This window comes from Vibrio sp. 10N.286.52.C3 (genome assembly GCF_041468865.1).
Lineage (GTDB): Bacteria > Pseudomonadota > Gammaproteobacteria > Enterobacterales > Vibrionaceae > Vibrio > Vibrio crassostreae_C.
In genome coordinates this window covers 75,425-97,718 of record NZ_JBFRJM010000061.1, presented here as the reverse complement: position 1 = coordinate 97,718, position 22,294 = coordinate 75,425, and the positions used below count along the sequence as shown (strand labels likewise).

20 protein-coding genes are annotated in these 22,294 nt (G+C 45.0%); 5 read left to right on the top strand and 15 right to left on the bottom strand.

What is annotated here, in order from left to right; all coding sequences use genetic code 11:
• Positions 1-301 precede the first annotated feature (301 nt).
• Positions 302-3,079, top strand: coding sequence for an insulinase family protein (locus AB4138_RS19245; RefSeq protein ID WP_372307299.1), 2,778 nt, complete (start codon positions 302-304; stop codon positions 3,077-3,079).
• A 303-nt stretch (positions 3,080-3,382) separates the two neighbouring features.
• On the opposite strand, the gene fadJ is transcribed toward AB4138_RS19245, so the two are convergent.
• Both fadJ and fadI read right to left on the bottom strand, forming a co-directional pair.
• Positions 3,383-5,599 (bottom strand): fatty acid oxidation complex subunit alpha FadJ, encoded by a 2,217-nt coding sequence (fadJ, locus tag AB4138_RS19240; RefSeq protein ID WP_372307296.1) that lies wholly within the window; start codon positions 5,597-5,599, stop codon positions 3,383-3,385.
• A complete protein-coding gene (fadI, locus tag AB4138_RS19235; protein ID WP_017060645.1) occupies positions 5,599-6,906 on the bottom strand; it encodes an acetyl-CoA C-acyltransferase FadI in 1,308 nt (435 codons plus the stop codon). The genes fadJ and fadI overlap by 1 nt, the downstream gene beginning before the upstream one ends.
• A 552-nt stretch (positions 6,907-7,458) precedes the next feature.
• Here fadI and AB4138_RS19230 point away from each other — a divergent pair.
• The 4 genes from AB4138_RS19230 to AB4138_RS19215 all read left to right on the top strand — a co-directional run bounded on the left by AB4138_RS19230 (position 7,459) and on the right by AB4138_RS19215 (position 11,904).
• On the top strand, positions 7,459-8,007 hold the full coding sequence (locus AB4138_RS19230; protein WP_017060646.1) for a sigma-70 family RNA polymerase sigma factor: 549 nt from the start codon (positions 7,459-7,461) through the stop codon (positions 8,005-8,007).
• Entirely contained in the window at positions 8,000-8,728 is a 729-nt protein-coding gene (locus AB4138_RS19225; RefSeq protein ID WP_017060647.1) for a DUF3379 domain-containing protein, read from the top strand. The genes AB4138_RS19230 and AB4138_RS19225 overlap by 8 nt, the downstream gene beginning before the upstream one ends.
• 297 nt (positions 8,729-9,025) lie before the next feature.
• Positions 9,026-10,291 carry an outer membrane protein transport protein gene (locus tag AB4138_RS19220; protein WP_102503978.1) on the top strand — a complete coding sequence of 422 codons (1,266 nt, stop codon included), beginning with the start codon at positions 9,026-9,028 and terminating at the stop codon, positions 10,289-10,291.
• A gap of 308 nt (positions 10,292-10,599) precedes the next feature.
• Positions 10,600-11,904, top strand: a complete 1,305-nt coding sequence (locus tag AB4138_RS19215) for an outer membrane protein transport protein (RefSeq protein ID WP_372307293.1) — start codon at positions 10,600-10,602, stop codon at positions 11,902-11,904.
• 89 nt (positions 11,905-11,993) lie between these two features.
• Here the strand turns inward: AB4138_RS19215 and AB4138_RS19210 are convergent, their stop codons facing one another.
• The 13 genes from AB4138_RS19210 to AB4138_RS19150 form a co-directional block, all read right to left on the bottom strand.
• Positions 11,994-12,779 carry a VacJ family lipoprotein gene (locus tag AB4138_RS19210; RefSeq protein ID WP_372146271.1) on the bottom strand — a complete coding sequence of 262 codons (786 nt, stop codon included), beginning with the start codon at positions 12,777-12,779 and terminating at the stop codon, positions 11,994-11,996.
• Positions 12,780-12,903: 124 nt separating this feature from the next.
• Positions 12,904-14,124, bottom strand: a complete 1,221-nt coding sequence (ccmI, locus tag AB4138_RS19205) for a c-type cytochrome biogenesis protein CcmI (RefSeq protein WP_017066363.1) — start codon at positions 14,122-14,124, stop codon at positions 12,904-12,906.
• The gene (locus tag AB4138_RS19200) at positions 14,124-14,615 is read right to left on the bottom strand and encodes a cytochrome c-type biogenesis protein (protein WP_017066364.1); all 492 of its coding nucleotides are present in this window, start codon (positions 14,613-14,615) and stop codon (positions 14,124-14,126) included. Before AB4138_RS19200 ends, ccmI begins: the two co-directional genes overlap by 1 nt.
• Complete coding sequence (locus tag AB4138_RS19195) at positions 14,612-15,163, bottom strand: DsbE family thiol:disulfide interchange protein (RefSeq protein WP_017066365.1); 552 nt, start codon at positions 15,161-15,163, stop codon at positions 14,612-14,614. The genes AB4138_RS19200 and AB4138_RS19195 overlap by 4 nt, the downstream gene beginning before the upstream one ends.
• 5 nt (positions 15,164-15,168) lie before the next feature.
• Positions 15,169-17,139: a heme lyase CcmF/NrfE family subunit gene (locus tag AB4138_RS19190; protein WP_017060654.1), complete on the bottom strand. Its 1,971-nt coding sequence runs from the start codon at positions 17,137-17,139 to the stop codon at positions 15,169-15,171.
• Positions 17,136-17,618: a cytochrome c maturation protein CcmE gene (gene ccmE / locus AB4138_RS19185; RefSeq protein WP_017064106.1), complete on the bottom strand. Its 483-nt coding sequence runs from the start codon at positions 17,616-17,618 to the stop codon at positions 17,136-17,138. The genes AB4138_RS19190 and ccmE overlap by 4 nt, the downstream gene beginning before the upstream one ends.
• Positions 17,615-17,821, bottom strand: a complete 207-nt coding sequence (ccmD, locus tag AB4138_RS19180) for a heme exporter protein CcmD (RefSeq protein WP_017060656.1) — start codon at positions 17,819-17,821, stop codon at positions 17,615-17,617. The genes ccmE and ccmD overlap by 4 nt, the downstream gene beginning before the upstream one ends.
• A 14-nt stretch (positions 17,822-17,835) precedes the next feature.
• Positions 17,836-18,576, bottom strand: a complete 741-nt coding sequence (locus AB4138_RS19175) for a heme ABC transporter permease (protein ID WP_102332830.1) — start codon at positions 18,574-18,576, stop codon at positions 17,836-17,838.
• Positions 18,577-18,724: 148 nt separating this feature from the next.
• Positions 18,725-19,393 (bottom strand): heme exporter protein CcmB, encoded by a 669-nt coding sequence (ccmB, locus tag AB4138_RS19170; protein ID WP_017060658.1) that lies wholly within the window; start codon positions 19,391-19,393, stop codon positions 18,725-18,727.
• A 1-nt stretch (position 19,394) separates the two neighbouring features.
• Positions 19,395-20,012 carry a cytochrome c biogenesis heme-transporting ATPase CcmA gene (gene ccmA, locus AB4138_RS19165; protein ID WP_017060659.1) on the bottom strand — a complete coding sequence of 206 codons (618 nt, stop codon included), beginning with the start codon at positions 20,010-20,012 and terminating at the stop codon, positions 19,395-19,397.
• 278 nt (positions 20,013-20,290) lie between these two features.
• A complete protein-coding gene (locus AB4138_RS19160; protein WP_017060660.1) occupies positions 20,291-20,803 on the bottom strand; it encodes a DUF2802 domain-containing protein in 513 nt (170 codons plus the stop codon).
• Entirely contained in the window at positions 20,803-21,297 is a 495-nt protein-coding gene (locus AB4138_RS19155; protein ID WP_017064109.1) for a chemotaxis protein CheW, read from the bottom strand. The genes AB4138_RS19160 and AB4138_RS19155 overlap by 1 nt, the downstream gene beginning before the upstream one ends.
• A 72-nt stretch (positions 21,298-21,369) precedes the next feature.
• The coding region (locus tag AB4138_RS19150) for a chemotaxis protein CheW (RefSeq protein WP_372082571.1) at positions 21,370-22,294 on the bottom strand (925 nt) is incomplete at its 5' end.

Sequence of the window (22,294 nt, the reverse complement as noted above, 5' to 3'; positions counted from 1 at the left end):
AATCCTGTCTTCGTAACATGTCGAAAGTCGATATATCCCATATATCAGCGAAACGCTACTTAGGTTTGGCTCTCAATCCAGAGAAACCGCAGTCAATATAAATAATTATATCAAGTCACTTGCCAAAGAGTTCGACTTTCTTAACAATCTTGTTAAAAGAAAATAAATTACTGATAAAAATCGATAAAAGTGATTTAGAAATCGCCAAAAAGCACTTCATATCCCAAAATATGATCACAAGGTTTGCACGCCGAATCATCGGGTACATAATTTAAAAACCACCTTCTCTGGAGATGCTCCTGTGCACTTAAGCCCAAATGATGAACATCAATACCGCTACATAACCTTAAATAACGGGTTACGTGTACTGTTAGTTCAGGATCAAAATGCTCAAAAAGCAGCAGCCGCATTAGCCGTCAATGTGGGACATTTTGATGACCCTACAGACCGAGAGGGTTTAGCTCACTACTTAGAGCATATGCTATTTTTGGGAACTGAAAAGTATCCAAAGGTCGGAGAGTTCCAAAGTTTTATCAGCCAGCATGGCGGTAGCAACAACGCTTGGACAGGAACAGAGCACACCTGCTTCTTTTTTGATGTTGAATTGAATGCCTTTGAAACCGCACTCGATCGCTTCAGCCAATTTTTTACCGCTCCCCTTTTCAACGAAGAAGCGTTAGACAAAGAACGCCAAGCCGTTGACTCCGAATACAAGATGAAACTCAACGACGACTCACGACGCTTGTACCAAGTTACCAAAGAACTGGTGAATCACAATCACCCATTCTCGAAGTTTTCTGTCGGTAATATCGATACGTTGGGTGACAGAAACGGCGAGACGATTCGACAAGAGATCTTGGCTTTCCACCAGCAACAATACTCTGCTGACTTGATGACACTGACACTGTCTGGCAATCAGTCGTTAGATGAGATGCAAAGCTGGGTTGAGGATCGCTTTAGCTCAATCACCAATCACAACCTACAAGGCAAAAAGGTTGAAGTTCCGATTGTCGGCGAGTTAAGTACGGGTGTACAAGTCCGCGTTGAGCCGATTAAAGAAGTGCGCAAACTGATCTTAACCTTCCCGATGCCAAGCATGGACGAACACTACGGCGTTAAGCCTTTGTCGTTCTTTGCCCACCTTTTAGGTTACGAAGGTGAAGGCAGTTTGATGATGCAACTCAAAGAGAAAGGCTGGATAACATCTCTCTCTGCAGGTGGTGGCGCGAGTGGCAGTAACTACCGTGATTTCACAGTCAGTTGCTCATTGACCATAGAAGGTTTAACCAAAACCGATAACATCATCCAAGCGATATTTCAGTACATCAAGTTAGTCGAACAACAAGGCATAGAAGAGTGGCGCTACCTAGAAAAACGCGCCGTTTTAGAGTCTGCTTTCCGCTTTCAAGAGCCAGCAAGACCGCTTGATGTCGTCAGCCACCTCGTCATCAACATGCAGCACTACCAAGAGCAAGATGTGGTGTATGGCGATTACAAAATGTCGCATTTCGATGACGAATTACAGCGTTCTTTGCTGCCTTACTTAACCGTAGACAACATGCGAGCGACCATTGTTGCTCAGGGATTCGAGTATGACAGGGAAGCGAAGTGGTACTTTACTCCCTACTCGGTCACACCTTTTAGCGCTGAACAAGTTCAATGCTTTACGTGCATTAACCCCGGTTGGCAGTTTGAACTCCCAAGCAAAAACCCGTTTATTTGCTACGATCTAGACCCGACTGAACTGGAAGGTGACGCTAAGTTCCCACAACTGTTAGAAGAGCTCGACGGCTTTAAGCTGTGGCACCTGCAAGACCATCAATTTCGAGTTCCTAAAGGTGTGGTGTATGTCGCTATCGATAGCCCGCACTCAGTTGCTAGCCCAAGAAATATCGTTAAAACACGCTTGTGCGTAGAGATGTTCTTAGACTCACTCGAAAAAGATACGTATCAGGCTGAAATCGCCGGAATGGGCTACAACATGTACACCCATCAGGGCGGTGTAACGCTCACTCTGTCCGGGTTTAGCGAGAAACAGCCACAACTGCTCAATATGATTCTTGAACGTTTCCAAGCACGCGACTTTAGTCCAACACGCTTCGAAACCATCAAACATCAATTGCTCAGAAACTGGAACAACGCGTCGCAAGATCGCCCTATTTCGCAGTTGTTTAATGCAATGACTGGGATACTTCAACCAAATAACCCGCCTTATTCCGTGTTAATTGAAGCCCTAGAAACGATAGAGGTCGATGAGCTATCCTCTTTTGTTCAAGCAATCTTGGCGGAACTTCATGTTGAGATGTTTGTGTATGGCGACTGGAAAAAAGCCGATGCACACAAGATGGCTGAAACGCTAAAAGATGCACTGCGTGTTCAAGATCAGGCTTACGAAGAATCACTGCGTCCGCTCATCATGCTCGGTGAAAACGGCAGCTTCCAACGTGAAGTGGTGTGTAACCAAGATGATTCAGCAATTGTGGTTTATTACCAATGCCCTGATATTTCACCTAAAAATATCGCGCTGTATTCATTGGCAAACCATTTGATGTCGGCCACTTTCTTCCATGAGATACGAACCAAGCAGCAGCTAGGTTACATGGTCGGTACTGGCAATATGCCGCTCAACCGACACCCTGGTATTGTGTTGTATGTGCAATCACCGAATGCCGCCCCTGCTGACTTGTTAGCTTCAATAGATGAGTTCCTCAATGCCTTTTACATGGTGCTGTTGGAGCTTAACGACTATCAATGGCACAGCAGTAAGCGCGGTCTCTGGAATCAGATTTCGGCACCAGATACGACTTTGCGAGGGCGAGCTCAGCGCTTATGGGTTGCGATAGGCAATAAGGATGTTGAGTTCAACCAGAGAGAGCGCGTATTGGAAGACCTTAAGGGGTTAACTCGCTCAGACATGATGCGTTTTGTGGTTAGCCAGCTAAAACCACGCACGGCAAATCGCCTGATTATGCATGCTCAGGGTAATGCTCATAATGAGGAAGAGAAGCTGTCAGCAGGTGTTGAAATTGGCTCTATTGATGAGTTTCAGTTACGCCCGAAAGATACTGAGCTAGGCTGATAAAGCTGGAATGAAAATCATAAGGTTGATGTGAAAGCATCAACCTTTTTTATTGGATGCAGCCCAAAAGCAGATCTCCTATTACGCTCCTTCGTCGCTTTAGGAGATGACGGTAGTTTTGATTGACGTGTGTTTGACCACCTTTCTAATCAACGCAATAACTTACTTTTTATCTCTCAATCATCATTCCCGAGAAGGAGGAACGACTGAGTCGGGAATCTCATTCCTTTCACACTCGTTCATAAAACAGAAAAGCCCGCATCAATTGCTTGATACGGGCTTATTAATCAATGAGTTAGAGAGTTACTTGTAGAAAGACTCACCCAATCCAGCACGTGTCAGTAGGCCATCACATGGCGCGAAACGATCACCGTACTTCTTAGCGAAATCGTTCATCATCTCAACCAGTGACTTAATGCCGATTTGATCCATATAACGGAACGGACCACCTAGGAATGGCGGGAAACCGATACCGAAAATCGCACCGATATCACCATCACGAGGGCTGCGGATAATGCCGTCGTCTAGACAACGAACCGCTTCGTTTAGCATAGGTAACACACAGCGCATCGCGATATCGTTATCGCTCAACTTAGGATCTGGTTGCAGCTTAAGCAGCTTGTAAACTGACTTATCCACTTCCTTCTTCTTGCCTTTGTAAGTGTAGAAACCTTTACCACTCTTGCGGCCTTTACGATTGTCATTCAAAAGAATATCGAACACATCAGGACCTTGGAAACGATCGCCAAGCTCATTCACTAAAATCGGAATGATCTTCGCACCGATATCAACACCCACCTCATCTAATAAAGTGATAGGACCAACCGGGAAACCGAAGTCCAATAACGTGCTGTCGAGCTTTTCAATCGGCTCGTTCGCTAGCAGTAAATGCGCTGCTTCGTTCATGTACGGAGCAAGAATACGGTTCACATAAAAACCAGCCGTGTCTTTCACAACAATCGGCGTTTTACCTTGCTTCTTCGCTAATGCAACAACCGTAGAAATCGTCTCTTCTGACGTAGTTTCATGAGGGATAACTTCTACTAGCGGCATTTTTTCGGCTGGGCTGAAGTAGTGAAGACCGACCACGTTTTCTGGTCGCTGCGCCTTCTCCGCAATCTTATGGATCGGCAATGAAGACGTATTCGTCGCGAAAATAGTCTCTGGCTTGGCATTGGCTTCGATGTCCGCAACCATTGACTGCTTAAGGTCGAGGTCTTCAAATACCGCTTCAATCACCACATCGGTGTGATTAAAGCTCGTAAAGTCGATACCACCAGACAGTTGAAGCATCTTACTTTCAAGGCCCGCTCGGCTCAGAATGCGACGCTTACGCTGCTTATCGAACAACTTGAAGTTGTAGTTAAGCGCGTTCAGTACACCTTCATTTGATACGTCTTTAATGCGTACAGGCACTTTCGCCTTAGCAACACTGACATGGCTGATGCCTGCGCCCATAAGACCACCGCCTAGCACACCAACACGCTTAACCGCTTTGGGTTCTGCGTCTGCGCCGTGTTCTTTTTTCATTTCCGTGGTTGCAAAGAAAATCGAACGAAGGGCTTTAGACTCTGAAGTCATAACCAGTTCTGAGAAACGCTTCGCTTCGTACTGAAGGCCTTTATCAAAGCCGTTCTCTAGGCCATAACGAATCACGTCTAAAATCGCATCTGCTGCTGGGTAATTGCCGCGTGTTTTCTGATTCGTCTTCTTTGAAGCCTGTTCAAAAATCACTTTGCGACCAAGGCCCGTGCGTGAAATCAGCTTTTCTTTAGTCGACGCTTGGCTTTTCGACGCCAGACGCTTACCTTTTTTACTGCCCGTATTCTTTTCAACAAAGCTTTTAGCGACTTCAAGCAGGATAGTTTCAGGCACACAAGCATCGACAACACCGAGCGATTTCGCTTTCTTAGCGCGCAGTTGCTTACCCGTAAGGATTAGGTCAAGAGATGGCAGCAAACCAATAAGGCGAGGTAGACGCTGTGTACCGCCAGAGCCTGGTAACAGACCTAACTGTACTTCTGGCAGACCAACGCGAGTCTTATCTGAATCGGTACATACACGGTAATCACACGCCAGTGCAAGCTCTAAACCACCACCTAAACATGGGCCGTGAATCGCTGCGACTACTGGGTACGGTAGTTCAGAAAGCGTTTGGAACATCTCCTGCCCTTGGCGAGCCAGAGACTGTGCTTCGTCAGCCGTTTTACACGCATCAAGCATTCTTACATCAGCACCAGCGATAAAGTTATCTGGCTTAAGAGAATGAACGATTAGGCCCTTAACTCGGCTTTGCTTTTCTTTGAGTTGCTCGAAGATGGCTTTCATTTCTTCAGCAAAAGCCGCTTGCAGCGTGTTCATTTTCTCGTTTGGTACATCAATCGCTAACCAAGCAATATCTTGCTCATCGATATTGAGAGTAAATGCTGTCGCTTTCTTTTTGGTTGATTCAGTCGCAGAGGTTGAATCTGGTTGAGCGACTGTTTCTTTTTCTGTTGTTGCATCAAGAGTCGTAGACATTATTCTACCTCCAAGATCATTGCTGCACCTAAACCACCAGCCGCACACGCTGTGTTCAGTGCCAAGCCGCCACCGCGACGTTTCAGTTCACGTAATGTTTGAGTCATCATGCGTGCGCCAGTCGCTGCAAACGGATGTCCGTAAGCAATCGAGCTACCCAGCACGTTGAACTTCTCCATATCAATCTCACCGATCGCTTTATCGCGGCCAAGATTCTTCTGTGCAAACTCATCGCTTGCGAACATTTTCACGTTAGCCAAAACTTGGGCAGCGAATGCTTCGTGCATTTCGATCAGTGTTAGGTCTGACAACTCTAAACCGGTGTTCTTTAATACTTGTGAGGTCGCGTAAGTCGGGCCCATCAGCATATCTGTTTCAACACCAATCGCTGAGAACGCATAACCACGAATATAACCAAGCACTTCTAAGCCTAGTTCTTTCGCTTTACCTTCGCGCATCAACATCACTGCTGCACCGCCATCGGTAAGAGGCGTAGCATTGGCTGCCGTTACACTGCCGTACTTTCTATCAAAAGCAGGACGTAGCTTGGCGTATCCTTCAACCGTTGAGTCGTGGCGAATGTTGTTGTCTTCCGCTAGATACTTTTTGTAAGGTGCCGGGAATGCCGTCATCACTTCGTCTTTAATCTTGCCTTCTTTCCATGCCTGAGAAGCCAAAGAGTGAGAACGGTGAGCAAGTGCATCTTGAGCTTCGCGAGTAATACCATGCGTCTTAGCCATTTGCTCAGCCGTTTGTCCCATGGATAAACCGGTCGAGTATTCAGCAACTGCAGGTGGTACTGGCATCAAATCTTTTACGGAAAGTGTTTTAAGAATTTTCAGCTTTTGACCCATAGTTTTCGTTTTACTCAGCGCTAATAGATTTGCCGCTAACTTTTTCGAAACACCGATAGGCAATACAGAAGAAGAGTCCGCACCGCCCGCAATACCGATATCAATCGTGCCAGCCATAATGCTTTCGGTCACGTTAACTGCCGCTTGGAAGCTGGTCGCACATGCTCGTGTGACACTGTAGGCATCGGTATTGATGTTCATGCCTGTGCCCAACACGATTTCACGCGCAATGTTCGGCGCTTCTGGCATTTGCACTACTTGGCCGAACACAACTTGTTCGATAAGCGCAGGATCGACATCCGTTCTTGCAAGCATTTCGCTCACAACCATTTTGCCTAGGTCAACCGCAGGCACTTGGCTAAATTCTGTGCTCTGACGAGCAAATGGGGTTCGTAATCCAGCGACAACGGCAACACGTTCTCCAGAACGCGTTTTGACTTCCTGTTTGCCCATGGTTTCTCCTTAAAGTTAAGAGGTCTGACCTGAAGCATTGTAAAGAAGTTGTTAATTAAATCAAACGAGCGTTTAAATAAACGTGATACGAGTATCTCACTGTTTGAAAATATAACTGCGCATTCAGGCGAACCTTTTTGGGGGAAAGGTTGTCGTAAGAGACTAAACTATTGTAAGCAAAGACTGTTATCGCTGTGTAGGGAATGGTTTTCTTGAGGCAAAAAAAAACCACACAAAGCTGTGTGGTCGGAATGTATATAAAGCAATTAACTTAGCGCCAATTGAAATAATCAGTTTCCTGATTAGGAGAAAGTAAAGTCAGCCTTCAAAAGGAAGTGTCGTCTTGCTCAACATGCTAGCCACGAATGACTAACTAGACGACAAGGTGTACTATAACGAGTTCGAGGCCTTAGATTTTGAAGTAGATCAATTTTAATGTGATTTTACGATTTCCTGCCGATCGTTAGCTCTAAAAATATAAAAACGAAGCACAACGTATAGAGGACAGCTATACGCAGAGCAATTATGGAGGCTCGTGTGTCAATAATAAAAATGTTTGGAAAGAAAACAGCCAAGCGTCCGGTCAACTCTGATATGGACAAACAAAGAAAATACGAAGCACTTGTGCGCGCCTATCATCGTGACCTCTTTCGCTACGCCTATTGGTTATGCAAAGACAAAAGCATTGCCGAAGACTTAGTTCAAGAAACTTGCCTTCGTGCATGGAAGTCACTCGATAGCCTTCAAGATGAAAAAGCCGCCAAATCTTGGCTGATTACCATCTTGAGACGCGAGAACGCTCGACGTTTTGAACGCAAACAGTTTGATCTGGTTGATATCGACGATCACGGTAACGATGCTAGTGTCAGTGATGACCCGCACCATCAGCATCAGTGGTTGCAAGCCCAGATCATGAAACTTGAAATTGATTACCGTGAACCTCTCTTCTTGCAAGTGATTGGTGGTTTTAGTGGTGATGAGATTGCCGATATTCTCGATCTCAACAAAAACACGGTGATGACACGTTTATTCAGAGCTCGAAATCAGTTGAAAGAGCTGTTGGATACAGAAGAGGCAGAGAGGGGGCAACATAATGGATGATTTGGAATTTCGTCGTCGTGTATTGTCGGAACCTAAACAACGTACACAAGATATTGTTGATGCGACCGCGAATAGCGAAGCCAATAGTAACTTCTTAGACGATGTACTAGCGCTTGATAAACAGATCCACTCTGCGATGAATGTGGATGTGCCAGACGATCTTGCTGATCGTATTCTGTTCAATCAGACCTCAAGCGAAGAAAGCAAAGTAGTAAGGCCAACGTTTGCGAGACGAGCAATGGCAATGGCCGCCTCAGTAGCATTCGTTGCAGGTTTATTAGTTGGCCAAGTGAATTGGGGAAATGCATTCGTTTCACCTGCGCAAGCTAGTTTAGTTGATACAGCGATGAAGCATGTTGTTGATGAGAAGAGCTTTGTTAGTAGCATCGATGAACAGGTTACATCGCAGCAGATCAACGCAAAAATGAACCCATTTGCTTTTCAGTTTGATGACGCTTTCCCTTACCATGTTTATTACCTAAACCACTGTGGCTTTGGTAAATCCAACGCAGTACATATGGTCTTCCAAGGCGCAAAAGGAAAAGTAACACTGTTTTTAACCGGTATTCCAACAGACAAACCTATCGATTTTGATGAAAAAGGCATGTCCGGCTCGGTAACACCCGTAGATGGCAGCAGCTTAATCCTTGTGGGTGAAAATGGTGAGGATGTTTCCAAAATCGCCGAAAAGCTGACAAAAATGATCAAACCAATGAGCTGATTCGCTCTTAAAGCCCCGTCACAAAAGGCCCAGCAATTATATTACTGATATTGATGGGCTTTATTTATAAATAAACCACAAAACCATTCACACCACCAATACCTCTAGAGTTAAAACTCTAAAAAACAGCATTTCACACCATTTTCGTGCCAGATAGGCGTCATTTCCATAATTTTCCACTCAAAATTCCCAATGGTCGGATTTGTATATCGTATACTTGCGAATAGGATCAGCCACCATTGAGCAATTGCTCAAATTAATCGCCCTGTAGAGGCGGATATATAAAGGAATAAATGAATGACTACCAACAACACGCGTCTGTTTAAAAAGTCTCTTTTAGCAGTAACAATTACACTGGCGTCTTCGCAAGCGATGGCAGCAGGTTTCCAACTTAACTCACAATCAGCAACCGGCCTTGGTCGTGCTTTTGCTGGTGATGCGGTAATCGCAGATAATGCTTCTGTTATGGCTCGTAACTCAGCAGCAATGGCTTTGTTTGATTCATCTCAGTTCTCTGCTGGTATCAACTATATCGAGACTGACATCGATGTAACAAATGTAACCGCTGGCGGTGCAGTGCCTGTAGATAGTGCGAATAATAGCAGTGGTACTCCGGTTCCTAATATCTACTATATCCACCGACTAAATGACCAATGGGCATTTGGTGCTGGTATATATTCAAATTTTGGTACAACCAATAATTTTGATAGCAACTTTGGTTCAAGCAGCGCTTTAGGTGGTGCACACACAGGTCTATCAGCATATGGCGGTACTACTGAAATCAAAAGCATCAACTATGCATTATCAGCTTCGTACCGTGTAAATGAGCAATTCTCTGTTGGTGCTGGTTTAGATATCATTCAAGGTAGCGGTAAACTAGAGAGAAATCTAACAACCACTAACCCTGCTACTGGTGTTACTAGTACAACTAACTTAGCATCTATCGATGCTGATGGTATTGGTTTGGGTTGGAACATTGGTGCAGTATATGAAGTAGACTCAGCAAACCGCTTCGGATTTTCTTACCACTACAGTCCTGAAATTGAAGCAGACGGGGACATGACGTTAGGTGGAGCTCTTCCGCTAGACACATTATACCTATCGTTACCAAGCATGGCTGAGTTCTCTGGTTACCATGAGATTAAAGATACTAAATTTGCGGTTCACTACTCTGTACAATGGATTGGTTGGAACACATTTGACACCCTTGAAGCGGATTCTGTTGCTGGTAAGCAAGAAATTGGTAACTACCAGTGGCAAGACGGTTGGCACTACGCTATTGGTGGTACTTACTTCCTAAATGATGCTTGGACTCTACGAGCTGGTTACATGTACGACACAGCAGCTCAAGATAAAGTAACTTCGATTTCTGTACCTGATTCAGATCGTCAATGGTTCTCTGCAGGTTTCACATACGCATTCCAACAACAGCATACAGTTGACTTCGGCTTTACTTACCTGCTAGGTGAGGATGTAGATGTAAACGAGGGTAATGGTGCTCTAACAGCAACTACTCACGCAGACGCAATCCTAGCTGGTATTCAATACAGCTATAGCTTCTAGCTTCTAGCTTCTAGCTTCTGCTAAAACTAGTCTAAAAGGGTCGCATTATGCGACCCTTTTTTATTGCCTAAACCACTGACTCAAATCAATTTAAGCTTACAACTGTAGCCTGCAAGGTCAATATATGACTACAAGTGTACGCTCAAACTTCGCAACACAGCAGAAACATTTAGATTATTTCTCTAATAATTAAACACATTTACTCATTAAATCCCTAAAACACTGTTTTATTCGAATTTCATTTTTAAAGTAATGACTCTAAACGTAGAATCACGCCACTAAATACTTATGATTCAGCGAACATAATAATGAAAATGAATAAGACTCTTCTATCTGCTGCAGTGGCAGTTGGACTACTTTCGACTTCTACCGTCACTCACGCGGCAGGTTTTCAACTAGCAGAATACTCAGCAACAGGCCTTGGCCGCGCATACGCTGGTGAAGCTGCAATGGCTGACGGCGCAGACGCACAATGGCGTAACCCTGCCATGCTGACTTACCTAGAAGGTACTCAGGTTTCTGTTGGTGCTATCTATGTTGACCCTAACATCGATATCGACGGTACTTCTACGTCCATGATGGGACAATCTACTTCGTCAAATTCTAGCGATTTTGCGCACAGTGCAGTAATTCCAAACTTTTATGTTTCTCATAAGTACAACGACAAATTTGCATTAGGTTTTGCAGCTGGTACCAACTACGGTATGGAAACAGACCTAGGCACAGACTTTGGTGGTGCGAACCACGGTAACGAAGCAAGTGTTACCACAATGGAGCTAAACCTAAACGCGGCTTACCAAGTACTTGAAAGCGTATCTATTGGTGGTGGTATTCGTTACATCATGGCTGAAGGTAGCTTTGGAGCGGTATCTACAGTTAACTCTCTAGTTCCTATGCCTCAAGGTACAGCTTTAAAATACATGGAAGGTGATGACACAGCGTGGGGCTGGCAAGTTGGTACCGCTTGGCAGATCAATGAAAACAACCGCCTTGGTTTTACCTACAAGTCAGAAGTAGACCTAACGCTTGAAGGCCACGCAAATGGTGTCGCTTTTGATGCTGTTGCTGGCGCTTTAGGTACTCCTGTGAAGTCAAAATATAACGGCTCAATGCAACTTGCATTGCCAGCTACCGCCGAGCTAGCAAGCTTCCATCAACTATCAGATAAGGTCGCTGTACATGCGAGCGTTAACTGGACTAACTGGAGCAGCTTTAAAGAACTAGTAGCTGACATCCCTGAATTCGGTCCTGCTCGAACTCAAGATATCAAGCAAGAGAACTGGGAAGATAACTACCGCTTTGCTCTTGGTACTACTTACCAAATGACGCCTAAGTTAGCTCTACGCTCTGGTATCGCATACGATACTTCAGCGGTAAGCGATGAGCACCGTACGGCAACGATCCCAGAAACAGACCGCACTTGGTTAAGCATTGGTGCTGGATATCAATGGTCTGAGCAACTAACTCTAGATGCTGGCTTCACTTACATTCTAGCTAAAGACGCAAAAATGGTTGAAGATGACGCAAGTTCTGCACCATTTGGTGGTGACTTCGAAGGTGAAGTAACAGGTAGCATCTGGCTAGTAGGTATCCAAGCTAACTACCGCTTCTAATCTACCTCCCTAAAAGTAGAAAGCATTAAAAAGGCTCGATGTTGCATCAACATCGAGCCTTTCTTTTATCGATTTTCTAAATCATGTTTCTAGTAATCTTCTAGATAACCATCGATCAAATCTTCTTCTTCAAGGTCGACCTCTTCAGGCTCGATCTCGGCTTTAAAGTCACGACGTTGAATATAAACATCTCGCGTTAACGCATATGGATCTGGCGAGTCATCCAACAGCGCTTCTTGTGACACTAACTGAGCACGTGTTTCCATGCCTTCGAATGCCCACTTGCCTAAGCTAGCCCAGAAGTTCAAGAAAGACAGAGGCACATACATACCATCAACGGTTTCAGTCACTTCGCGCGTTGTTATTGGGCCATAACCCGGCACCATGAAGTAAGGACCATTCCCTACCCCGTAATGACCAATCGCATCAGAGAACGACTTATCATCGTACTTGGTGATCCCTGCTTCGCTGGCAATATCGATCAAGCCTAACAAACCAATCGTTGAGTTAATCCAAAAACGATTGAAATGGTCGAGTGCTTTTTCACCATTGCCCATAATAAGGTTATTCACCATGCTTGATGGTTCGTCTAAGTTGGCTAGAAAATTGGATATACCAGAACGTACTGGCACAGGGGTGTAGTCAACATAAGCGAGGGAAACAGGGCGAACTAAGTAAGGATCTAGATATTCGTAGTTGATATCCCACATCGCTCGGTTGAAACCTTCAAAAGGATCATTGGAGTGGGACTCTTCGACGTATTCAGAGGTTTCGAGGTTATCATCGTTAACACTTTCGTCCGGCGCACTTGAACACCCAACCGTTAAGCTTGCGATAAAAAGTAAACTCGAGAGTCTTAAAACACTGACAGACATATCACCTTTTCCATAAGGAATTCAAATAATAAAAAAGGCCAGCAATCGCTGGCCTCAATTGTTTGGCTAAGTCTATACCGTTTATCTGCAAATCGGAATAGATAACACCTATGCAAAGTGATGATTAATATTGCTTATTGATATCAATGGTAACTGGAGCGCCCAATTCAACCACTTCACTTTCACCGTACCAATCACCTTCGCGAGTTGAAACGTTGCCGTCTGTATCAAGCCTAGCTCTAACCATCAGTGTTTCAAGGCTAGACAGCTCTTGCCCTTCCAGCATGCTGTTGCCGTCATCTAGCACAACCGTACGAGGGAAAGTCCCTAGTGGGTAGCGTGCCGCTGCGATAGGCATTGGAGAACCATCAGCTCTGTGTACTGACACAATTAACACTGAGTTAGGGTCAGCATTCACGTCTGCAGATAGATCGAGCGTTACAGCAACAGTCTTACCTTGGTCGACACCCATAGTGTCGCCCATTTTCTTCTGAGCACTTTCAATACTGCGCGAAAGCATTTCATAGCGACTGTCTTGTGGACCAATCATCTGTTGCATGATGCTCCAGTACTTCACAGCACCCGGGTAGTCTTGACGCTCAAATGCATCGAACGCTAGCAGTGAGAACACACGAAGGTCGACGTAATCGTTTTGAATCAAACGGCTCAAAATCAAACGAGCTTGGTTTTGATCCGCTTCATCAGGTGAAAGCATCAGTGCTTGTGCGAAACCTAACTGAACATCTTCATTCTTAGGTTCAAGCTTGTAAGCTCGCTCCATAGAATCTTTTGCTGTTTCAGCATCACGGTTAGCCAGTGCAATACGACCGAGTAGCAACCAACCTGTTGAATCTTTTGGTTGGTAATGCAGACGAGTACGAAGCGCTAGAGTCAAATCTTCCAACTCATCATCCGTTAGTGCACCACCTTCCGATGACATTAGCTTTTTAGACAATTCAGGAAGGTTCGAGCTCACTTCTTGCCAGTGTTGAACTTTGTCCAACGCACCGAACTTAAAGTACATACCATAAGTCACAACGACGACAAGGATGATCGACGGTACAACCACACCAAGCGTAGAGATTTGAGTCTTCTTCATCTCTTCTTGTGCAGGAACATCATCAAGCAGAGACTGTTTCAAATCATCGATCAGTTCTTGTTGGTTATCAACAAGACCTTCCTCTGCTTCTACTTCTAACTCGACAAGACGGTCTTTATAGAATGCTTTGTTCAACTCGTCGCGAAGCATTTCGTCATTGTTTGCCTTCTTGTTAATGAAAGGCAGAACAATTAAGAAAATTGCCGCTAGCGAAAGGATAATGGTAGAAATCCAAAATAGAGTCATTACTTCTTATCTCCGTCGTTCTCTTCATCGAGTAACGCTTTTAAGCGAGCTTCTTTGTCTGCATCCCAGTCTTTATCTGACTCTACTGCCGCTTTCGATTTTGACTTTCTGCTTCGCAAAATGATCAAGCCAAATCCAAACACAACCACCGCAAACGGACCAATCCAAAGGATCGATGTTGCTAGTGTCAGTGGTGGATTGTAAGTCACAAAGTTACCGTAGCGAGCAATCATGTAATCAATGATATCTTGCTTCGACTTACCGTCTTTTGTCATCTCGTACACTTTTTGACGTAAGTCGACCGCTAACTCAGCGTTCGAATCACCAATCGTGTTGTTCTGACATTTAGGGCAGCGTAATGTATTGCTTAGCTCTTTGAACTGCTGCTCTTGATCTACGGTATCAAATTCATGAAATTCGATAGGTGCAGCAGAAACCGTCGCTGAGATTGCGAACGTAGCAAATAGAGTAATCAATGCCTTTCTAATCATTTCGATTCCTCCAACAACTCTTGATACATCGGCTCAAGCGTCGATGCCCAGTTGGTCGGGTTCACATCACCAACATGGCGGTAACGAACCACACCGTTAGCATCAATTAGGAAAGTTTCAGGTGCGCCATACACGCCGAGGTCAAGACCTAGCATGCCATTACCATCAAACAGGCTGATTAGGTACGGGTTACCCAGCTCTTTTAACCAACCAACCGCTTTATTGCGATCATCTTTGTAATTAAGACCAATGATCTTAACCCCTTGACCAGCAAGTTTGTTCAGGTAAGAGTGCTCTGCATAACAAGTAGGGCACCAAGTCGCCCATACGTTAAGAAGCAACGGCTCACCTTTAAAGATAGCTTGATCATGCAGCTTACCTGGTTGCTCTAAATCTTCTAGGTCAAACTCAGGCACAGGCTTACCAATCAATACGGATTCAAGCTTAGTTGGGTCATCACCCGACTGGTTGCGCATTAATTGCGTTGCAAAGATTCCAGCTAGAACCATGAACGCAATCAATGGAATGAATAAAATCTTCTTGTTCATTCGGATTAAGCCTCCTGCTCTTCAGCCGACTTTTTGGTTGGCTTACGGAAACGGTAACGACGGTCACTGATAGCAATAGCGCCACCAATCGACATGATCAAAGAGCCTGCCCAGATCCAACGTACAAATGGTTTGTAGTAGATACGTACAGCCCAAGATTTGTTGTCGTCTAAACGTTCACCCATCGCGATGTAAAGATCGCGCGTTACACCACGGTCAATCGCTGCTTCCGTCATCATAGACTTAGCTGTGGTGTAGAAACGTTTTTCAGCGTGAAGCGTGTTGATGTATTTGCCTTCTTTAGTAATTTCAAAGTCAGCAATGTAACCATCGTAGTTAGGACCATCTTTGTCACGAACCCCTGTAAACAGGAAGCTGTATTCTTCAAGCTGGTAGCTTTCACCTGGCGCCAGACGCACATCACGTTCGATGCTGTAGTTTTGCACCATCGCGATACCAATCACTGTCACGGCTAAACCAATGTGACCACACATCATTGCCCAGTGGCTTCGAGGTAGCTTAGTTAGACCTTTCAGGAATGTGTGACGGTGAGTCGCACGTTCATGCAACTCAAAGCCGTGCATGAAGATAATCCAGAACGCCATTACCCAACCAGCAAACGCAGTACCACTGAAGCGGTCGGCCAATAGAGCAACCATTAGCGCACTCAAGCCCAGTGAGAATGCACCTGAAATCAGCATTGGTTTAACAAGCTTAGACAGGTTGTCACGTTTCCAGCGGATCAGAGGACCGATACCAAGCAAGAACGAGAACGGAATCATTAACCAAAAGAACAGCATGTCAAAGAATGGAGCACCGATAGATACCGAGCCCAAGCCTAACTGTTTGTGAACTAATGGCAGTAGCGTACCGACTAATACAACGACAAGCGCTGCAATCAATAAGATGTTGTTACCAAGCAGTGCGTTTTCACGAGAAACCAAATCGAAGTTACCGCGAACACGAACCGATGCGCCTTTAACCGCGAACAACAGCAGTGAACCACCAATAACAAAGACTAGGAAACCTAGAATAAACATACCACGAGCAGGATCCGACGCGAATGCGTGAACAGATACCAAGATGCCCGAACGAACTAAGAATGTACCTAGTAAGCTTAGCGAGAATGCAGAGATAGCCAGCAATACTGTCCAAGCTTTAAATGTGCCACGCTTTTCAGTTACCGCTAGTGAGTGCATTAGAGCAGTACCAGCCAACCAAGGCATGAATGAAGCGTTTTCTACTGGATCCCAGAACCACCAGCCACCCCAGCCAAGTTCGTAGTAAGCCCACCATGAACCTAGTGCGATACCTACCGTTAGGAATAACCAAGCTGCGATTGTCCAAGGACGTGACCAACGAGCCCATGCCGTATCAAGACGACCACTCATTAGAGAAGCGATTGCGAAAGAGAACGCAACAGAGAAACCTACATAACCCATGTAAAGCATTGGCGGGTGAATAATCAAACCCGGGTCTTGCAGTAGTGGGTTCAAGTCACGGCCATCTACAGGGAAGAAAGGCAATGTACGTAGGAACGGGTTAGACGTTACGATAATGAACAGCAAGAAGCCGACAGTAATCAAACCCATGATAGCCAGTACGCGAGCCACAGACTCTTGAGGCATACCACGACTAAACGTCGCTACAGCAACCGTCCAACCCGCTTGGATAAGAACCCAAAGCAGTAATGAACCTTCGTGAGCGCCCCAAACCGCCGTAATTCGGTAGTACCAAGGCAGTTGGCTATTCGAGTTACTTGCTACGTATTGAATCGTAAAATCATTTGTGTAGAACGCGTAACACAGGATAAAGAACGAAATCGCTAAGAATCCGAACATACCCCACGACAACGGTCGTGCGCTGTTCATCAATAATGTGTTATTTCGAGCGGCTCCATACAGTGGGAGCACGCTTAGCAGCAATGCAAGTCCCAAGGACAGGATCATCGCAAAATGGCCGATCTCGGCTATCATTGAGCATTTCCTTCTTTTTGTTCAGTCGTGTATTGCAAAGGCTCATGGGTTTTCTTCATTGCTTCCGCAACTTCAGAAGGCATGTACTCTTCATCGTGCTTTGCCAACACCTCAAACGCTTCGATTGTCGTTGCATTTTTAAGAACACCCTGAGCAACAATACCTTGGCCTTCACGGAAAAGATCAGGAAGGATGCCATCGTATAGAATTGTTACTTTAGGGCCTACATCTTGCAAATCAAAGCTTACACGTAGTGATTCATTGTCACGGCTTACAGAGCCGACTACGACCATGCCACCAATACGTAGGCGTTGACCAACTTCAGGTTTCTTACCATCTTTGCCGTTGACCAGCTCAGTTGGTGTGTAGAACAGATCCATGTTCTGGTTAAGTGCGTAAACCATCAATCCAACAGTCGCACTGATACCAAAAAAGATCGCTAAGACAATGCCCAGCCTCTTTTTACGTCTTGGGTTCATAGAGTGTTCTCCATATTTTTTGCTGCATCGATACGAGCTTGACGATCAATCTTAGCTTGTACTTCATTTAGTAATTGCTTACCACGACGAACGCTTACGACCAGTAAAATGATCATCGCGAGGAATGTGATTCCAAATGCACTCCAGACATACGAGGCATAACCTCCCATGGCTAAGAAATCACTCAAAGATTCAAAATACATAATTACCTACCCTACTACGCTTTTTCAGCCGCAAGCTTGCGAACCCATGGACGGTGACTCTCTTTACTGATGATTTCGTTACGGAAACGAACCATAGTCACAGCACCAAAGAAAAAGGCGAAGCCGAAGATGTTAAGAAGAAGCGGCCATAGCATGTCACTTGAGATCGAAGGTTTTGCGAACTTAGTAATGGTCGCGCCTTGATGAAGTGTATTCCACCACTCTACAGAGAAGTGAATGATAGGGAGGTTAATCACGCCTACGATAGCCAAGATACCCGCCGCTTTCGCTGCTGTTTTTTGGTCGTCAAAAGCGTGGTGTAGTGCGATCACACCCAAGTATAGGAATAGAAGAATCAGCTCTGAGGTTAAACGCGCATCCCAAACCCACCAAGCACCCCACATTGGTTTACCCCAAACTGCGCCAGTTAGTAACGCAATGAAGGTAAACACAGCGCCAATCGGTGCCATCGCCAGTGCGGCCATGTCTGATAGCCTTACCTGCCATACCAAACCGATAAAGGCAGCAATCGCCATCGACATGTAAACGCCCATCGACCAGATTGCAGACGGAACATGGATGTAGATGATACGGAAGCTATCGCCTTGTTGGTAATCAGAAGGCGCAAATGCAAGCCCCCACACGGTACCGACGGATAGACACAATAGCGCTAGGATCGAAAACCATGGCAAAAGTTTACCAGCAAGCTGATAAGAGGTTTCTGCTTTGGCATAGGGATGGAGCCATTTCCACATGTTGTAATCTCACTCTTACTTCATATTGCTTACAGCTATTAAAGCTATAATTATAATAATTTTATTTGTCTTGCTTTCAGTTTTATTGACTCTATGAGTCCAATCGACACATTTGGTTCACATTGGCTATACGATAACGGAACCCCAATCAGTTCACACTTACTCTAAGTGCGGCACTGATCGCAAAAGGCGTCATAGTCATCGCACCCATTAACATTGCCCCAAGCACCGCCAATTGACCGTTGTATGCAACGCCCAAAGCCGCAGCGTCAATTGCTGACGTCGCGAAGATTAAAATGGGGATGTAAAGCGGCAAGATTAACAGGCTTAACAGGACTCCGCCCTTCTGTAACCCAACGGTTAACGCAACACCAATCGCACCAATAAAACTCAATGCGGGTGTTCCTACCAGCAAGGTCAACACAACTGAGAGCCATGTATCAAAATCTAAAGACAACAAAACAGCCAATAATGGGCTGATTAAAATCAATGGTAACCCGGTCAACAACCAGTGTGCTATGACTTTGGACAATACTACCAACTGCAACGGGATTGGCATCAGCATCATCTGTTCAAGGGCGCCATCTTGAAAATCATCACGGAAAAGACGCTCTAAAGAGAGCAATGCAGAGAGCAAAGCGGCCACCCAAACAATACCCGCAGCAATACGCGCAAGTAGGTTTGGCTCTGGGCCAATACTCAAAGGGAAAAGCGTGATAACAATGATGAAGAACCACAAAGGGTTAAAGATATCCGCTTGACGTCGAAACGCGATAAGCAGTTCGCGTCGGATAATCGTGGTCATTGAAGAGATCATATTACTCACCCAACTTTATTTTTCTTAGTTTCGGGCTATCAGCAAACATATCTTGGTGTGTGGTTAACAACACAATGCCACCGTTGTCTGCATGCTGAGAAAAAAGAGATTCGAGAACTTTCACGCCCTGCTTATCAATGGCAGTCAGCGGCTCATCAAGAATCCACAACATTTGCTTGCTCAACCAAAGGCGAGCCAACGCAACTCGGCGTTGTTGGCCTGCTGAAAGTTGCCCCGCAGGTACGTCTTCTCTGCCCGCAAGCCCGACTTGAGCCAGCGCGTGATAAAGCTCTTCTTTGCTGGTACCGCCACTGTGAATCGACTGATAAAAGCTCAGATTCTCATAAGCACTAAGCTCGCGCTTTACGCCTGTTTGGTGACCAAGAAAAAGTAAATTTTGATGATAAACATCTCGACTCGATTCAATAGACTCACCGTCCCAAGAGATAGTGCCGTCATCGCGATCGCCTAAGCCAGTAATAATCCTAAGGAGTGTCGTTTTCCCGGTACCGTTACGACCTTCAACTTGAACCAGCTCACCTGGTTTCAATTGAAAAGACAACGATTCAAACAGAATCCTGTCGTCACGAATAGCAGTTAAATTTGAGACTTCTAGCATAGGTAAATTTAGTCGAGTAATGAGAGCACTATAGTAGCACACCAACATGGTGACAAAACAGGACTAGGCGTTTTCGATAGAACAAAGTCGGTAAGAAACTGTTACCACCTCATCACAATTTACACATTTTCATCAACAAACAAGATATTGTCGTAGATACAAGCACTTATAAACATCGTTCTATATAGATCGGACAGGCATAAAAAAAGAAGCCGAAGCTTCTTTTAAGAGGAATACGTAATAAACATCAATTGCTCAATACGAATTAAGCGCTCAATTTAACGACGTCGAGGCGGGTCTCTGCGATCGCGAGAGGCATCGGGTTGCTGATCGTACGATGAAGGGTCGCTTCGTAATGAAGGAATTTTCTCTTTACCAGCAAGCTTGTTCTGCAGAGACATCATCAGCTCAGCTTCTGCTTTGGGTAATTCACATTCTTCAATTAACTCGTTAATCCCAGCGCCAAGCTGAACCATTTTCGTTGCACGTGTGTACAAACGTCCATCGGTATCCGCATGTTCCAGCTCAACAATACGTTCATTCAAATGTTTGATAAGATCTTGTTGTTCAGTCACTTTCTGGCCAAGGCCAACCACAACAGAGCGAACCTCAAGTAATTGCTTACTCGATTTTTGAAGCTCTTTGTCCAAGTTACGAACTTGCAGGCGTGACTGATCGAGCTGCTTTTGAATCGCACGTTTTACTTTGCTAATCAAAATCAGGATAAATAACGTAAAAACCCCAACGCCTGATATCAGAGCGACAGGGCTTAAAGGAAGCGCTTCAAACATTACAGGTGAGCCATCTCATCCCATTCGTCTTCGCTTAGTAGTTTGTTTAGATCTACTAAGATAAGTAGCTTGCCATCTCGGTTACTTACACCTTGGATGAACTTAGCACTTTCATCAGTACCAACACTTGGCGTTGTGTCGATTTCAGAAGAACGCAGGTAAACCACTTCAGCAACGCTATCTACTAGAATGCCAATTACTTGACGCTCAGATTCAATAACGATGATACGAGTGTTGTCTGTGATTTCACCTTGCATCAAACCAAAGCGAGAACGAGTGTCGATAACAGTAACAACGTTACCACGTAGGTTAATAATACCTAGAACGTAATCTGGAGCACCCGGTACTGGAGCAATTTCGCTGTAACGTAGTACTTCACGTACTTGCATTACGTTGATGCCGTAAGTTTCTTCTTCTAGCTGGAAAGTCACCCATTGAAGTACTTCATCATTCGTTTGCTCTTTTCTTACTTCAACTTCACTCATATGAGACATAGATAATCCTCTTGCCGTCGTTACCGACCACTATTATTAACTTGATGCTTATTGTTAGCCCAATGCTTATTACTAGCTTAATGCTTTTACATCTAGCCCTGCGTTTAGCATGGCGATTAATGCTTCAACATGAATCAAAGCACACATTTTTTCTTTTACCATACCAGCGAGCCATGGGCGTTTCCCTGCCATTTCTCGCCAACGTACTTTGTCTGTATTAAGTAGCTCGGTGCCTTTGAGCTCTGTGCCCGCCAGGCCCCACAAGCTCTCTCCAAGCATCACTATATATTGATAGTTTTCTTTGTATTCGTCACCTGATAGTTTCTCAGACATCACCCATTTTGCGGTGTCGACCACATCTAGCTGACTATCACGGTTGGTTTGTAAACCCAAATACCAAGCTGGCTTACCAATGATATGACTTAACTCTTCAAGGCGATGGATGCCGCCAAGCTCATCAAGTGGCACCGCAAAGGTCACGCCGTTTACATCAAAATACAAGACTTGAAAGTCTTCTTTGCGAACCGTACTTTCCCAAGAGGTAAACTGGTCAGCACCTCCTGCTTGAGTTTCGGGTTCAATAACTGTCTCGGGATCAGGAACGTCAAGTTCAGGCTCAACAGCCTTAACTTCTACTTGTTCCGTCTCCAACGATTCAGCTTGTAACTCTTCAATTTGCTGCGATTCAACAGGTGGCTCTACAACAATTGATAAATCGGGTTCTGGAAGATTCCAATCCTGAATCTCTGGCTCTTCGAACACTTGAACAGACTCAACCGCGGCATCAAACATTTGCATGTCTGCTTGCTGGGCGATTTTCTGGGTGTTCTGATCCATCAACTCATCAAGGTTCAGTTCATCAACAACATTGGTCGCCTCTAAACGGCTGAGTAGTTTCTGAACATCTTCAAGGTTAGGAACCTCAAACTCAGCCGCGCGTATTTCTGCGTAGCTAGAGTGGTGACTCGAAAATTGGCGCTCTGGCTCTGGCTCTGGC

Bases quoted from the DNA above. Each gene is read 5' to 3' on its own strand.
- AB4138_RS19225 (WP_017060647.1), top strand. From the start codon at position 8,000: ATGGATGATTTGGAATTTCGTCGTCGTGTATTGTCGGAACCTAAACAA.
- AB4138_RS19160 (WP_017060660.1), bottom strand. From the start codon at position 20,803: ATGTTTGAAGCGCTTCCTTTAAGCCCTGTCGCTCTGATATCAGGCGTT.
- AB4138_RS19175 (WP_102332830.1), bottom strand. From the start codon at position 18,576: ATGTGGAAATGGCTCCATCCCTATGCCAAAGCAGAAACCTCTTATCAG.
- AB4138_RS19215 (WP_372307293.1), top strand. From the start codon at position 10,600: ATGAAAATGAATAAGACTCTTCTATCTGCTGCAGTGGCAGTTGGACTA.
- AB4138_RS19190 (WP_017060654.1), bottom strand. From the start codon at position 17,139: ATGATAGCCGAGATCGGCCATTTTGCGATGATCCTGTCCTTGGGACTT.
- ccmD (WP_017060656.1), bottom strand. From the start codon at position 17,821: ATGTATTTTGAATCTTTGAGTGATTTCTTAGCCATGGGAGGTTATGCC.
- AB4138_RS19195 (WP_017066365.1), bottom strand. From the start codon at position 15,163: ATGAACAAGAAGATTTTATTCATTCCATTGATTGCGTTCATGGTTCTA.
- AB4138_RS19220 (WP_102503978.1), top strand. From the start codon at position 9,026: ATGACTACCAACAACACGCGTCTGTTTAAAAAGTCTCTTTTAGCAGTA.
- ccmE (WP_017064106.1), bottom strand. From the start codon at position 17,618: ATGAACCCAAGACGTAAAAAGAGGCTGGGCATTGTCTTAGCGATCTTT.
- AB4138_RS19210 (WP_372146271.1), bottom strand. From the start codon at position 12,779: ATGTCTGTCAGTGTTTTAAGACTCTCGAGTTTACTTTTTATCGCAAGC.
- AB4138_RS19200 (WP_017066364.1), bottom strand. From the start codon at position 14,615: ATGATTAGAAAGGCATTGATTACTCTATTTGCTACGTTCGCAATCTCA.
- fadI (WP_017060645.1), bottom strand. From the start codon at position 6,906: ATGGGCAAACAGGAAGTCAAAACGCGTTCTGGAGAACGTGTTGCCGTT.
- ccmA (WP_017060659.1), bottom strand. From the start codon at position 20,012: ATGCTAGAAGTCTCAAATTTAACTGCTATTCGTGACGACAGGATTCTG.
- ccmI (WP_017066363.1), bottom strand. From the start codon at position 14,124: ATGACTCTATTTTGGATTTCTACCATTATCCTTTCGCTAGCGGCAATT.
- ccmB (WP_017060658.1), bottom strand. From the start codon at position 19,393: ATGATCTCTTCAATGACCACGATTATCCGACGCGAACTGCTTATCGCG.
- AB4138_RS19230 (WP_017060646.1), top strand. From the start codon at position 7,459: ATGTTTGGAAAGAAAACAGCCAAGCGTCCGGTCAACTCTGATATGGAC.
- AB4138_RS19155 (WP_017064109.1), bottom strand. From the start codon at position 21,297: ATGTCTCATATGAGTGAAGTTGAAGTAAGAAAAGAGCAAACGAATGAT.
- fadJ (WP_372307296.1), bottom strand. From the start codon at position 5,599: ATGTCTACGACTCTTGATGCAACAACAGAAAAAGAAACAGTCGCTCAA.